Annotated in this window: 12 protein-coding genes; 4 read left to right on the top strand and 8 right to left on the bottom strand. The window is 57.6% G+C overall.

Annotated features, from left to right (window positions below; all coding sequences use genetic code 11):
* Window positions 1–39 precede the first annotated feature (39 nt).
* The 3 genes from BW956_RS02620 to tauA all read right to left on the bottom strand — a co-directional run bounded on the left by BW956_RS02620 (window position 40) and on the right by tauA (window position 3024).
* A complete protein-coding gene (locus BW956_RS02620) occupies window positions 40–1014 on the bottom strand; it encodes an ABC transporter permease subunit (RefSeq protein WP_217695079.1) in 975 nt (324 codons plus the stop codon).
* Window positions 1014–1859, bottom strand: a complete 846-nt coding sequence (locus BW956_RS02615) for a taurine ABC transporter ATP-binding protein (RefSeq protein WP_076460582.1) — start codon at window positions 1857–1859, stop codon at window positions 1014–1016. The genes BW956_RS02620 and BW956_RS02615 overlap by 1 nt, the downstream gene beginning before the upstream one ends.
* A gap of 133 nt (window positions 1860–1992) precedes the next feature.
* On the bottom strand, window positions 1993–3024 hold the full coding sequence (tauA, locus tag BW956_RS02610) for a taurine ABC transporter substrate-binding protein (protein ID WP_076460580.1): 1032 nt from the start codon (window positions 3022–3024) through the stop codon (window positions 1993–1995).
* A 191-nt stretch (window positions 3025–3215) separates the two neighbouring features.
* On the opposite strand from tauA, the gene pdxR reads away from it, so the two are divergent.
* From pdxR to BW956_RS02590, 4 genes are all read left to right on the top strand, one after another.
* Window positions 3216–4694 (top strand): MocR-like pyridoxine biosynthesis transcription factor PdxR, encoded by a 1479-nt coding sequence (gene pdxR, locus BW956_RS02605; protein ID WP_010324114.1) that lies wholly within the window; start codon window positions 3216–3218, stop codon window positions 4692–4694.
* Between the two features lie 113 nt (window positions 4695–4807).
* Entirely contained in the window at window positions 4808–5569 is a 762-nt protein-coding gene (locus BW956_RS02600; RefSeq protein WP_076460577.1) for a sulfite exporter TauE/SafE family protein, read from the top strand.
* Between the two features lie 23 nt (window positions 5570–5592).
* The gene (locus BW956_RS02595; protein ID WP_076460575.1) at window positions 5593–6354 is read left to right on the top strand and encodes an SDR family oxidoreductase; all 762 of its coding nucleotides are present in this window, start codon (window positions 5593–5595) and stop codon (window positions 6352–6354) included.
* Window positions 6355–6382: 28 nt separating this feature from the next.
* Window positions 6383–7762, top strand: coding sequence for an aminotransferase family protein (locus BW956_RS02590; protein WP_076460573.1), 1380 nt, complete (start codon window positions 6383–6385; stop codon window positions 7760–7762).
* A 59-nt stretch (window positions 7763–7821) separates the two neighbouring features.
* Here BW956_RS02590 and BW956_RS02585 read toward each other — a convergent pair whose 3' ends face one another.
* From BW956_RS02585 to BW956_RS02565, 5 genes are all read right to left on the bottom strand, one after another.
* Window positions 7822–9327, bottom strand: a complete 1506-nt coding sequence (locus tag BW956_RS02585; RefSeq protein WP_076460571.1) for a methyl-accepting chemotaxis protein — start codon at window positions 9325–9327, stop codon at window positions 7822–7824.
* Window positions 9324–9938: a DUF6436 domain-containing protein gene (locus BW956_RS02580; RefSeq protein WP_076460569.1), complete on the bottom strand. Its 615-nt coding sequence runs from the start codon at window positions 9936–9938 to the stop codon at window positions 9324–9326. Before BW956_RS02580 ends, BW956_RS02585 begins: the two co-directional genes overlap by 4 nt.
* 293 nt (window positions 9939–10231) lie before the next feature.
* Window positions 10232–11620, bottom strand: coding sequence for a cytochrome c oxidase accessory protein CcoG (gene ccoG / locus BW956_RS02575; RefSeq protein ID WP_076460567.1), 1389 nt, complete (start codon window positions 11618–11620; stop codon window positions 10232–10234).
* 174 nt (window positions 11621–11794) lie between these two features.
* The gene (cydB, locus tag BW956_RS02570; RefSeq protein ID WP_076460565.1) at window positions 11795–12799 is read right to left on the bottom strand and encodes a cytochrome d ubiquinol oxidase subunit II; all 1005 of its coding nucleotides are present in this window, start codon (window positions 12797–12799) and stop codon (window positions 11795–11797) included.
* A gap of 1 nt (window position 12800) precedes the next feature.
* Window positions 12801–14183: a cytochrome ubiquinol oxidase subunit I gene (locus tag BW956_RS02565; RefSeq protein WP_076460563.1), complete on the bottom strand. Its 1383-nt coding sequence runs from the start codon at window positions 14181–14183 to the stop codon at window positions 12801–12803.
* Between the last annotated feature and the right edge of the window lie 144 nt (window positions 14184–14327).

Here is a 14327-nt window from a genome sequence, read left to right as displayed (position 1 = left end):
GGCTTTTGAGGGGACGAGAAAGAGTGGTTTTCGTCTAGGTTAACGGCCTTTCCAGGGCACCAGCTTGCGTTCGGCGTAGCGCATCAGCAGGTCGAACAGGTAGGCGATCACGCCGATGACGATGATGCCCATGATAACCACGTCAGTGACCAGGAACTCGGCGGCGTTCAGCACCATGAAGCCAAGGCCTGCCTGGGCGGCAACCATTTCAGCGGCTACCAGTGTGGTCCAGCCGAAGCCGATACCGATCCGCATGCCGGTGAGGATCTCGGGTAGAGCGCTTTTCAGAATGATGTGACGTACCACCTGCCAGCGAGAGGCACCCATGGAGTAGGCGGCGTGGATCTGTTCGATGGCGACGGACTTTACACCGGCGCGAGCACTCAGTGCCATGGGGGCGAAAATCGCCATGTAGATCAATACGATTTTTGAAGTCTCACCGATGCCCAGCCAGATGATGACCAGCGGCAGGTAGGCCAGCGGCGGCAGCGGTCGGTAGAACTCGATAATAGGGTCAAACAGGCCACGAGCGACACGGTTAACACCCATGAAAATACCGATGGGGACAGCGGTTACCAGCGCCAGAGCAAAGGCGCCAAAGACCCTGAGCATGCTCCACCCTGTATGTTCCAGCAGGGTGGCGTTGGCAAAGCCTTCGGTCAGCACTTCCCAGAAGCGTTCGACCACGGCGACGGGGGAGGGCAGGAACAGCGGTTTGACCCAACCGGCCGAGGTGGCCACAAACCAGAGCCCGATCAGGGACAGGGCTGTCACGATGCTAATGGCCAGGCTGCGGCCCTGTCCGGGTGCGCCAAAGGAATCACCGGGTTTAACCGGACCGGCGGCAAACAGCTTGCCCAGTCTTTGCAGCAGCGTTACGGATTGAGTTTGAGTCACAGCCGGTTTGGTTACCGGGGCTTCGGCAGATTTGGACTCTGCTGTCGTGCGCGCAGAGGAGTTGGTGGTGTCATCGGCCATCAGGTCGGCGCCATCCAGTGTTTTGTTCGCCATCATCAGTGCATTCCTCCGGATTGCTCGTCACCATGGATGATGCTGAGGACTTTCTCGCGCATCTCGATGAATTCGGGCATGGATTTGACCTTGCGGGCATCGCGACATTCGAGGAAACGTTCGTTGAAGTCGAGTTTGAATTCGTGGGTGATACGCCCCGGGCGCGGAGACATGATGATCAAACGCGAGGCCATGAACAGGGCTTCCTCGACACTGTGGGTGATGAAGAACATCATTTTCTCGGTCTCTTTCCACACATCCAGCAGCAACTCCTGCAACACCTCACGGGTCAGTGCGTCCAGGGCACCCAGGGGCTCGTCCAGTAACAGCATTTCAGGATCGTTGGTGAGTGCCCGTGCGATGCCGACACGCTGCTGCATGCCACCGGACAGCTGGTACACAGGGTGATTATGGAAATCTTCCAGGCCGACCAGCTTGAGAAATGCTGCGGCCCGCTCGCGACGTTCGCTTTTGCCAATGCCCTGAAGTTTCAGGCCAAATTCAGTGTTTTCCAGTACGTTCAGCCAGGGCAGTAGAGCGTGTTTCTGGAACACGACGCCGCGTTCCTTGCCGGGGCCGGCGATCTGGTCCTGCAGATCCACCCCGCAAGCAACCCGAGGCAGGCCGGACACCGGATTGTCACCCAGTGTGAGGTAGCCATCGGTGGGGGAGATGAAGCCGGCCATCAGGCTCAGCAGTGTGGTTTTGCCGCAGCCGGAAGCGCCCAGTGCCACTACGAATTCGCCCGGCTCAATACTGAAATTGATATTGGAAAGGGCACGGACTTCTTCGCCGTTGTTCAGGCCGGGATATACAACCGACACATCATGAATCTGCAATCTGCTCATAATCTCTTACTCCTGCCTGGCAGGCTTTCGAAAACCTGTCCGCGTTGCTGAGGCTGCAACAACAAGGCTGCAGCGGCTTCGACACAGGTTTTCAGCTATCAGTGGGCCCCCACGAATGGGGGCCGTGGTTGGATCAGGACTTGGCTTTTTCGGCGTATGAAGGGTTCACGTAATCGCTGTAGCGTTCTTTCAGGCCAGGAATCTTGCCCTGATCCTTGAGGAACTCTGAGGTAAAGCGCAGCGCCTTGGCCGCTCCGCCGTCTTCACCGCAGCCCAGCCAGGCACAGCCTTTCTGCTCTTCCAGGGTCGGGAACTGGTACAGTGCCAGTACGCCCGGCACGCTGGCGGCATCGCCACCGGTCATCTGGGCAATTTTCTTCACCATGGGAGATTCTGCCGTCAGGGTTTCCTTGTTGGCGCGGTATTCGTTGTCGGCCTGAGCCATCAGCTCGATCAGGGTGGTGACCACTTCAGGGTTGGCCTTGCCGTACTCCTTGCTGACGACCATGCCATCGAAGGTTGCCTTGCCCCAGCGGCTCAGTTCTCCAGAACTCAGCAGAACCTGGCCGTCCTCTTTGATCTTGCCCAGTACCGGGTCCCAGATGAAGGCGGCATCAATGTCACCACGCTGCCAGGAGGCAGAAATTGCATTGGGCTGCAGGTTGAGGACTTTCACATCCTTTTCGCTCAGGCCAAACTGCTCCAGCGCGAACAGGGTGTGGAAGTGGGTGGTGGATACAAAAGGCACGCCCAGTGTTTTACCCTTGAGATCCTGAGGAGCGGTGATGCCGCTGCCATCACGAACGACCAGGGCTTCGGCTTCGTTGATGTTCTCCAGAATCCAGACCAGCTCGATATCGACGCCACGGCTGATGGCGGCTGCAATCGGGCTGGAACCGGCGGTGGCGATGTCCACATCGCCTGAGGCCATGGCGGTGATGACCTTAGCACCGGAATCGAAGCGGCGCCATTCCACATCCATACCGGTTGCGGCTTCAAGTGCCTTGTCGGCAATGACGGACTTCCAGGGGTTCATCATGCCCTGGTAGCCAATCGTCAGGGTGTCGGCAAAGGCCATTTGTGAGCAGAGGACGCTGGCGCCCACGCCAATAGCCAGTTTGTTCGCAATACGACCCACAAGCGTTTTGGTGCTGGTCTTTTTCATGATGGTGCTCCGATTTCGATAATGGGTGCCGTGCTAGCGGCTGTGCGTTTTTTCGCCTGAGTCCACATTAGAACCGGGGCTGGCCGTGTCCATAGAGCCAGTCTTGATCGGCTATGGGTCCAGTTGATCGGCATGGCATATTTTGTGCATGATTTTGGTGCAGTTAACGATATTGAAGACAGTGTCCGCCCATGAATGAGCATTATTTGAAAGTCGATTTCGAGCCTGACCGTACACTCCAGGATCAAATCCGCGAGCGCCTGGTGGCCACCATTCTCAGCGGTCATCTGCCGGTAGATGAGCCCATGCCATCGTCTCGTCGCCTGGCCGAGCAGCTGGGCGTTTCCCGCAATACCATCGTGCTGATTTACGAAAGCATGGTGGACGCTGGCTACCTGGTGGCAATGAAGCGACGCGGCTATTTCATTGCGCCTGCGTTTCATCAGCCGGAGGATCTTTGCACCGAGGTGGTGCAGGATGACGAGGGTGGGGCGCCGTTGTGGCAGCAACGTTTTCGTCGTCAGCCCAGTGAACAGCCTTCCATCATCAAGCCCAATAACTGGCGCTCGTTTGAGTACCCGTTTATATATGGCCAGGTACAGCACGAGTTTTTTCCCATCGAGCAGTGGCGCGAATGTGCGCGTAAATCCCTCTCCGGCAGCGGCGCCCGAGACTGGATTCATGACAGTGTGGATTCAGATGATGCGGCACTGGTGGAGCAGGTGCGTACCCGGCTGCTGCCCAAGCGCGGCATCTATGTCGAGCCGAACGAGATTCTTATCACCATCGGCACCCAGAACTCGCTGTATCTGCTGGCCAATCTGCTGTGTGATGCCCGCACACGGGTGGCACTGGAAAACCCCGGCTTCAGGGATGCCTTTAACATTTTCAAAATGTTCGATGCCGATATCCATCTGCAGCCGGTGGACGCAGAGGGCATTCTGGTAGATGAGCGCCTGCAGGGGGCAGACTATATCTACGTGACGCCCAGCCATCAGGTGCCCACTGGCGCCGAGCTGTCGGTGCAGCGCCGGCGTGAATTGATGACATTAGCCTCGGAGCATGACGCTGTTCTGATCGAGGATGACTACGACGCCGATATCAATATGCAGACTAACCCCATTCCGGCCTTGAAAGCCTATGACCAGGATAAACGGGTGATCTATATGGGCAGCCTGTCCAAGTCGATCTCGCCGGGCCTGAGGATCGGTTTTATGGTGGCGGATGAAACGCTGATTGCCGAGGCGAGGGCGCTGAGACGTCTGATGTACCGCCATCCGGCTGCAAACAACCAGCGTCAGGCTGCACTCTTTCTGGCGCAGGGGCATTACGATGCCTATCTACGCAAAATCCGTGAGCTTTATTCCAGTAAGCTCCAGCGTATGCAGGGCGCTATCGAGCGCTATTTGCCCGACATGATGACAGTGCCGGTCAGCTCGGGGGCGTCCTCTATCTGGCTGCGTGCGCCTGACTATGTGGATACCGAAGAGCTGTCCTGGATGGCTGCGCGCGAAGGTATTTTGATTGAGCCGGGTGCTGTGCACTGTCTGGAACAGCATCCACCGCACAACTTCTTTCGCCTGGGATTTTCCGCCATCGCGACCCACAAGATTGAGCCCGGAATCGAGCTGCTCAGTCATATTCTGGAGCAGTATGCGGCGCGTCATTAACGCCGCTGGACCAACAAACTCCTGTAACTGGATCTATCACCTCAGACCAGCCACCTCCTAACGTACGGCTGAGTGCTGGCACTTCCGCCAGCACCTGCTGAACGGACTGGACTGTGGCTGAACTTACCTCCCTCACATCAATTGATCACCTGGAATGGGCTGCGCTGCTGGTGGCCCTGGCCGCGCTGGTGCGGGGCTATACCGGGTTCGGTTTTGCCGCCATCGCCATTACCGGTCTGAATCTGATCTGGCCACCGCAGCTGAGTGTGCCGGTCATTCTATTGCTGGACCTGATAGGTACCGCCGGTCTGTTGAAGCAGGCTCTGCGCCAGGCCGACAAGGGGCTGTGCCTGCGCCTGGGGCAGGGGGCTCTGTTGGGTATCCCGCTGGGCTTAACCGTTCTGATCCAGGTACCGGAGACCTGGCTCAAACTGATCATCAGTGCAGGCGTTTTGTTGATGACCCTGCTGTTGATTCGGCGGCCAGCGGTTACGCCGCGTGAATACCCATTGTTGACCCGTCTGGTTGGCATTCTGTCCGGCGCCTTTACCGCTGCGGCTTCCGTGGGCGGCCTGCCGGTGGTGTGCTATCTGCTGACCACACCGATGAAACCGGCGCTTCAGCGCGCATCCATGGTGCTGTTTCTCGCAGCCACCGACCTGCTGGCGCTGCTGATGCTGTATTTGAACGATGTATTTGATGCCAGTCTGCTGGGCCCTGTGTTGATCCTGCTGCTGCCGACTCTGGTGGGCGTACAGCTGGGTCAGTGGGGGTTCCACCGCCTGCGACCCGCTTCCTTTCACCCTGTTGCTCTGCCGGTACTGGCCCTGTTGTCGGTCAGCGGTCTGGGCATGGGCGTTTACTCGATTTTCTGATGGATCTGAACAGGAGAGACACTATGTCCAAAACCGCATTTATTACCGGTGCTACATCCGGATTTGGTCTGGCCTGTGCCCGGCGGTTTGCCGCTGACGGCTGGAATCTGGTGCTGACCGGTCGCCGTGAAGAGCGCCTTGCCGCTATCCAGGATGAGCTTTCAGCCCAGTGCCAGGTGCTAACACTGACGCTGGATGTGACCGATGCTGAGGCTGTCAAAGCGGCTGTCGACGCATTGCCCGAGCCCTTTGCGCAGGTGGACGTGTTGCTCAACAACGCTGGTCTGGCGCTGGGCACTGAGGCTGCTCAGAACTGCGATCTGAGCGAATGGCAACAGATGATCGATACCAATGTGGGTGGTCTGGTGACAGTCACCCATGCCCTGCTGCCAACCCTGATCAAGCAGGGCAAGGGCAGCAGCATCATCAATTTGGGGTCCATCGCCGGCCATTGGCCCTACCCGGGCGGCAATGTTTATTGCGGCACCAAGGCGTTTGTCGAGCAGTTCTCCTACGGCCTGCGCTGTGACTTGTCGGGCACCGGCGTGCGCGTCACCAACCTGGCGCCGGGGCTGTCTGAAAGTGAATTCACCCTGGTGCGTACCGGCGGTAATCAGGACGCCTACGACAACCTCTACAAGGGTGCCGACCCGATTCAGCCCGAAGATGTGGCCGATACCGTGTTCTGGCTTGCGAGTTTGCCGCCGCATCTGAATGTGAACCAGCTGGAACTGATGCCTGTGTCCCAGGCCTGGTCACCTTTCTCCATTCATCGTGAAGCCTGAGCCCTTTACCGAATACAGGATTAAAACCATGAACAGCCGTCTGAATGAACTGGATCTATTGAAAACCGTTGACCGTGACCATGTGTGGCACCACCTGACGCCGGGAGCGGCAGCCAGCAATGGCCTGCCCATGTTTGTGCGTGGCAAGGGCCTGAGCCTCTGGGACAGCGAGGGCAATGAATACCTGGATGCCTCTGCCGGTGGCGTTTGGGTCACCAATGTAGGCTACGGCCGTACTGAAATAGCCGATGCCGTGCGTGACCAGTTGGCGGAGCTGAACTTCCTTGCCGGCTCCATGGGCAACAAGCCTGCTGCTGCCTTTGCGCAAAAGCTGCTCGACAAGATGCCGGGGCTGAATCGAGTCTACTACTCCAACTCCGGGTCTGAGGCGAACGAGAAAGCGTTCAAAATGGTGCGCCAGATCGCACACAAACACTACGAGGGTAAAAAATACAAAATTCTCTACCGTGAGCGTGACTACCACGGCACCACCATCGCTGCCCTGAGTGCCACCGGGCAGGCCGAGCGCCGGGCTCACTTCGGACCCTTTGTCCCCGGTTTTGTGGAAGTCCCGCACTGCATGGAATATCGCAACCAGTACCCGGAAGCTGCGGACTATGGCGTGAAGGCGGCCGAAGCCATTGAAGAGGTGATTCTGCGCGAGGGGGCGGGTACCGTCGGCGCCATGATTCTGGAACCGATTACCGCCGGTGGTGGTGTCATTACCCCGCCAGAGGGCTACTGGGAGAAGGTGCGTGAGATCTGTGACAAGTACAATGTTTTGCTGATCATGGATGAAGTGGTCTGTGGCGTAGGCCGCACCGGTAAATGGTTTGGCTACCAGCATTACGGCATTCAGCCGGACATCGTCACCATGGCCAAAGGGGTTGCCTCCGGCTACGCCGCCATCTCCTGCACGGTCACCACCGAGCGTGTATATGAACTGCTGCAGGAAGAGAGCGGCGATACCCTGGGATTCTTCCGCGATATTTCCACCTTTGGCGGTTGCCTGGCGGGCGCGGCAGCAGGGCTGGCCAATATGAAAATCATCGAGGAGGAGGGCCTGATCGAGAACTCCCGTCTTATGGGCGAGCGCCTGCTGGATGGACTGAGGGCCTTGCAAGAGAAACACAGCATCATTGGCGATGTGCGAGGCAAGGGGCTGTTCGCCGGGATCGAGCTGGTGGTGGATCGCGATAGCAAGGCACCAGTGGATGAGTCGGTGGCCATTGCCATTGCCGGAGCCTGCAAGCAACGCGGGGTACTGATCGGCCGAACCAACCGCAGCCTGGAAGGGTTCAATAACATTCTCAACTTCAGCCCTGCTTTGACCGCCACGGCTGAGCAGATCGATCATATTGTTGCAGTGGTCGATGAGGCGATTGCCAGCGTCAGCGCGACGCTCTAAGCCTGCTGATCGGGCAGGGCGCACGTCTACTGGGTGCGCTCTGCCCGGATATCCACGGGTCAGGTTTTAAAGCGTTCTACCTGAGTCGACAGGCGTTTGCTCAGTTGAGCCAGTTCATCGGCGCTGTGGCTGGTTTCTGTGACCACGGTATCCACTTCCTGTGCCAGATCGCTGATCTGGGTGACATTCTGATTCACCTCTTCGGCGACCGCCGACTGTTCCTCCGCGGCGGACGCAATCTGGGTGTTCATGTCGTTAATCTGCATAACGGCATCGGTGATATCACTCAGCATCCGCACGGCTTCCTGCATCCCCTGTACGCTGTCACTCGCTTTCAAGGTGCAGTTTTGCATGGAATTGCTGGCGTCGCCGGTTCGGCTGCGTAACTGTTGAGCGGTATTCTTGATGCGCTCGGTTGAGGCCGCGGTATTCTGGGCCAGCTGGCGTACCTCATCGGCCACCACGGCAAAGCCCCGTCCTGCATCACCCGCGCGTGCGGCTTCAATGGCGGCATTGAGGGCCAGCAGGTTGGTTTGCTCGGCAATGCTGCTGATCAGCTCGGTCACTTCACCAATTTCACGGCTGTCCTGCTCCAGTGCCTGCATAAGTTGATCGGCACTGGTAATTTCGCCCGCCAGTTCCTCAATCAGGCGACTGACCTGGCTAAGGGTCTGGCTACTCGCTTGAGCCTTGCTGCCCGCTTCCTGGGTGGTATCGGCGGTGTGCTGGGCGTGTGCACTGACATCATGGAAGGAGTTGGCCAATTCCTGCACTGCGGAAGCCAGTTCGTCGGTTTTATTGCGCTGTTGGCGCGATTTCTCACTGGCATCCTGGGTGCGTTGAGTGGCGTGTTGCAGCTCGGTGCTTAGCCGCTGGCTGCCATCCTGAGTCTGGCTCACCGCCTGGCGAATCTGGAATACATAGTTACGCAGTTCCCGCTCCAGTTGAGATCCGTCCTCCTTGAGGTCGGCACGCAGATCAATCTGGCCATCATTCACCACCATATGGGCGACCAGCTGCGACAGTGATTCGGATTGCCGTGCTTCCCGGCTCAACAGGTGGGCCATATAAATCAGCAATGCTGCCTCGAACACGACAAAGGCCGCGTGGATAAAGACGATATTCCAGCCGGTACGGAACTCGAAGATGTATACGCCCGTGTCGCTTTCCTGAAGGTAGTTGAACAGCATGTGATGCACGGCAATCAGGCCTGCGGCGGCCAGAATGGGGAGCCAGTCACGGTAAAACAGCAGAAACGCCAGCAACACGAAAATGGAGAAATGGAACTCGATCATGCCGTGGCTTTGATGGATCAGCAGCGCTGAATAAACCATAAAAGCCAGCCCCTGAGTCACACGGGTGAGGCGGCTGCCTGGCTGAATTTTAACCAGCAGAGTACAGAGTAAAGTGGTGGGCAGGCCGATTACCAGAGCTTCGGCCCAGGTGTTGTACCAGTTGGCCATGCTCAGTGCGACCAGCAGCAGAAACCACTGCACTCCGGTCATCAGGCGGTCACCATGCTGGTACAGCCCGAGCATGGAAAAATATTGGCTTTGAGCTGTCATGTCGAAACTCCATCATGGGCAGCGGACGATTGACCTGCCCAGGGGCACAAACACCCACGGGCAATTTGAAATGTTTGATTACGTTGTTCGCCGCCTAACAGTTGGTCTAGCACCTGAGCGACATAGTCGCCACTTCGGGTGCTGCATACAGCGCCAGGACTCCAGGGGCCCAGGTATTGGGCACCCAGTTGTTGAGTCCGCACCAACGCGGCCGGGCTGGCTACAGGCTGGTTATCTTGAGTCGCCACGCTGACCTGAATGCCGGGAAACTTTTGACGGGCGTCTGAGAGTTGAGCGGACTCCGGCACCAGAATGCGAAAGCGGATGGTATTGCTCTGATAATTGGCAATCAGCTCCTGCACATGGGGTGTATTGAAGCGCGTACAGGGGCAATTGGCATCATAGAAGTGGATAACTTCAATTGGGGTGTCCGGTGCTGTTTGACTGAGTGTCAGCTGCTCAGCGCTGAACAGGGCATCACCGGTGAGGTCTTCCAGCGGCTGATACCAGCGCAGCTGAAACCACCAGAAGGCAAAGCCCATGGCCAGCGCCCAGATCACTACCAGCAGTGGGGGAAGAAAACGTTTTAGTAGAGAAGCCGAGAAAGGCATCAGGCAGTACCGGGTATAGGGCTAAACTTGATATCAGATATACGTGTTATCGGCCGAAAGCGATGGCACAGGAGGGGGCAGGGGGATTATACGATCTTTTTTGGTGCATCTGCACAGGATTCGTGCGGGTGTAAAGGCAGGGTAAAAAAATGCGCCTGACCCTTAAAGCTACGGGAGCCGCGGGGTTCAGGCGCTAAAGCCTCATGTTAGAGCTATGCAAGCAACCACCGGACAGAGTGGTCACCTGATTTATTCATAGCAGGTTCCATGCCAGCTTTTGGGTTTTGCTCCTGTCAGAATGACTGGGTAATAAAGGTTGTGTGTTTTTCGGCCTGCTGTATGCCTCCGGCGAAGAACTGGAAGCTCAGATCTGCACGAGGCTGATCGGGGCTTTGCGTACACACACGGTAGGGTAACCAGGTGGAGTTGTGCTCGTTCAAGTCCAGCTGCGCAGGGCCAAACAGCTGGTAGTCTGCCAGGCCGGATACGGCAACCCGGATCAGCGCAGCGGTATCGGCAAAGCCTTCCACCTTGACGCGATAGTTGTTGCAGTAGGTTTCTTCATCCAGCTGTACGAACAGGGCACCCCGGTCACGGCGGATCTCCACCAGCAGGTCGGTGGTCTGGGTAAAGCCAAAGAGTACCGCGCCAAAGGCACAGGCCATCACGGCGGCATAGCCCGCCAGGCGTGGGCGCAGCAGGCGGGAGGGCTGTTTTTGCAACTGGGCTTCGGAGGCAAAGCGGATGAGTCCGGTATCCCGATCCAGTTTTTTCATAACCCCGTCACAGGCGTCGATACAGGCGCCGCAGTCAATGCATGCAGCCTGAAGGCCATCACGGATATCGATACCGGTGGGGCATACCTGAACACAGAGGCCACAGTCCACACAGTCACCGCTGTTGGCATCGGCGTTGCGACGGTTGGCGCGAGGTTCGCCACGGGCCTTGTCGTAGCTGACCGTCAGCGTATCGCGATCAAACATCACGCCCTGGAAGCGGGAGTAGGGACAGGCGTGCAGGCAAATTTTCTCCCGCACCAGACCGGCATTGGCGTATGTCAGCCCGGCCATAATCACAATCCAGCCGGTAATGCCGGCAGACAACTGTAATTGACTGGCATCGCCCAAAATGTCACGAATGGGGATGAAATAACCGGTAAAGGTCAGCGCGGTCAGTGTGGCCAGCAGTATCCACAACAGGTGTTTGAGCACACGTCGCATCAACGGCAGCCCCCGCAGGGCTTTACCTTCCTGACGGGCACGCAGGCTGGCGCGACCTTCCGTCAGATCCTCAATGCGGATAAACAGCCAGGTCCAGATGCTCTGTGGGCAGGCAAAGCCGCACCAGACCCGGCCCCAGGCGACGGCCATGAAAAACAGCAGGCAGGCACCAGCGATCATCAAGCCGGCCAGCAGCGGCAGGTCGTGCCAGGACAGGGTATGGCCAAACAGGAAGATGCTGCGTTGAGAGAAGGAGAACAGCAGCCAGGGCTGGCCATCGACCTGAACCCAGACCAGGCCGAAAAACAGGGCGATCAGGGGCCAGGTGGTCAGGCGTCTCAGGTTTTGAAACAGGCCAGTAGTCAAGCGAACGTGAAACTTGCCCTCACGGGCAAAGGGGATGTACTCCTCCACAATGGGAGATTGCTCATCGGGGATCTGGGCGACAGGTATTTTTTCCATGGCATTTTCCGCTGGGGGTTCTGCTGGTTTTTGATGCCGGCAGATTACGCCTGTCGCCAATATCGGTTCAGGTCTAAAAAAATAAATATTAATAGGGACAGATTGTGGGCGGTGCGGACAACAGAAGGGGCAAGCAGGCTGCTCCCGGGTAAGAAGCGCCTGCCTGTATCCAGATCAATGGTAGCCGTCTTCCATATCGACCTTGCCCCGGAATACATAGTAGGACCAGGCCGAGTAGGTCAGGATGACCGGAATGATGAGTAGGGCCCCGACCAGGGCAAAGCCCTGGCTGGCGACAGGTGCCGATGCTTGCCAGATGCTGATGGCCGGTGGAATTACATTGGGCCAGAGGCTGATGCCCAGTCCCAGAAAACCCAGTGACATTATGATCAGGGTCATCACGAATGGCCCGGCTTCTCCACGATCAACCATTTTCAGCAGGCCAAGACATGCCAGGGCGGTAAAGATCGGCAAGGGTGCCAGCCAAAACAGGTTCGGCAGGCTGAACCAGCACTCGGCAATGGACTCATGGGCCAGCGGTGTCCACAGGGATACCAGCAGGATGAAGCCCATCAATAGCCAGATCAAAGGCTTACTGAGTCGGCGCATCTGTTGCTGTAACGAGTTTTCGGATTTCATGATCAGCCAGGTGCTGCCCAGCAAGGCGTAAGCCGGAATCAGCGAGAGGCCACAAAAGAGTGCGAAGGGGCTCACCCAGCTGAGAGCGTGGCCACTGAATGTTCCGTTTTCTACCGGTAATCCCGAAATATACGCGCCCAAAATGACGCCCTGGAAAAACGTAGCCAAAAGCGAGCCTGTGAAAAACGCCTTGTCCCACCAGTGCCGGCTGTTGCTGCTGGCCTTGGCGCGGGCTTCAAAGGCCACACCGCGCAAAATCAGTCCGATCAGCATCATCAGCACCGGTATATACAGGGCGTTCAGAATAACGGCATAGGCCAATGGAAATGCCGCCATCAGCCCGGCACCACCCAGAATCAGCCAGGTTTCGTTGCCATCCCAGACGGGGGCGATGCTGGCCATCATGCGATCGCGGTCTTCTTTGGCGGGCGCCAATGGAAACAGCAGCCCCACGCCCAGATCAAAACCATCCGCGATTACATAAAGCAGCACGCCAAACAGGATGATGACGGCCCAAATCAAAGCAGTATCGATACCCATGTCATTCTCCCGGATGCATATCCGACGGGGAGGTCGGACGGATAGTGGAAAGGGTTGTATCAATGTTCTGATCAGGGCCTTGGCTGATCAGGCGGAGCAGGTAGCGGATGCCGGTTCCGAAGACCAGGCCGTATACGACTACCAGCAATACCAGCGAGAACACCATGGTTGAGGTGCTGTGATTGCTGCCGGCATCGGCGGTTTTCATCAGGCCGTAGATGACCCAGGGCTGGCGCCCCAGTTCGGTAGTGAACCAACCGGCCAGCAGTGCCGTCAGACCGGAGGGGCCCATCAGGAGAGCAAAGCGAAGCAGAGTACGGTTGTGAAACAGTTGCCCTCGTAACCAGGCCCAGATACCCCATATACCCAGCACAAACATCAACAAGCCCAGCCCGACCATGATGCGGAACGACCAGAAAACGGCAGCGGCATTGGGGCGTTCGTCAGGCGCGAACTCCGATAGACCGGGAAAGGTGCCGTCCCAGCTGTGAGTCAGGATCAGGCTGGCCAACCGAGGAATGCCAACGGCAAAGTGGGTGGTTTCGGCGTCGTTATCCGGCCAGCCAAAGAGTAACAGGGGAACGCCTGCGCCCGGCTCATCGTTACGCCAGTGCCCTTCCATGGCGGCGACCTTGGCTGGTTGATGCTCCAGCGTGTTCAGGCCATGAACATCTCCGGCCAGCATCTGCAGTGGTGCGGTGACCACCAGCATGCCGATGGCCATGGTCAGCATCTTGCGAATGGCTGCGGTGTCGTTGCCCTTGAGCAAATGCCAGGCGGCGCTGGCGGCGACCATCAAAGCGGTACTGAGAAAGGCGGCCAGCACCATATGCACCAACCGGTAGGGAAAGGATGGATTGAATATGATCGCCATCCAGTCGGTGGGGATGACGTGGTTGTCCACAATTTCGTATCCGGCAGGTGTTTGCATCCAGCTGTTGGATGCCAGAATCCAGGTGGCTGACACCAGCGTGCCCAATGCGACCATGACCGTGGCAAAAAAGTGCAGGCGGTCGCCCACGCGTTTCCAGCCGAACAGCATGACACCTAGAAAACCTGCTTCGAGGAAAAACGCGGTTAACACTTCATAGGTCAGGAGTGGGCCGGTGATGCTACCGGCAAAGCGCGAAAATTCTGGCCAGTTGGTGCCGAACTCGTAGGCCATGACAACGCCGGATACCACACCCATGCCAAAGTTAAGCGCAAAAATGCGGCTCCAGAATTCGTAAAGTTGCTTGAAGACCGGGTTGCGGCTGCGCAGCCAGCAGCCCTCAAGAACGGCCAGATAGCTGGCCAGGCCGATGGTGATCGCGGGAAAAATGATGTGGAAGGAGACAGTAAAGCCAAACTGTATCCGGGCCAGCATCAGGGCCGTGTCATACATGGGACACCTCGGGGTGAAGTCAGAGTGTTCAGGTAGCCTGTTTGCAGCACCGGGGCCAGAAAATCGTTCAAATTGGCAATGCCTTCATGACAGGGAGTTTTGCCAAAAGACGGCTGCTGGCGCTGTGCGAGGGGCAGATTACGC

The organism is Marinobacterium stanieri (genome assembly GCF_900155945.1).
Lineage (GTDB): Bacteria > Pseudomonadota > Gammaproteobacteria > Pseudomonadales > Balneatricaceae > Marinobacterium > Marinobacterium stanieri.
The sequence above is the reverse complement of the archived record's forward strand: the minus strand, read 5'-3'. Positions and strand labels throughout refer to the sequence as shown.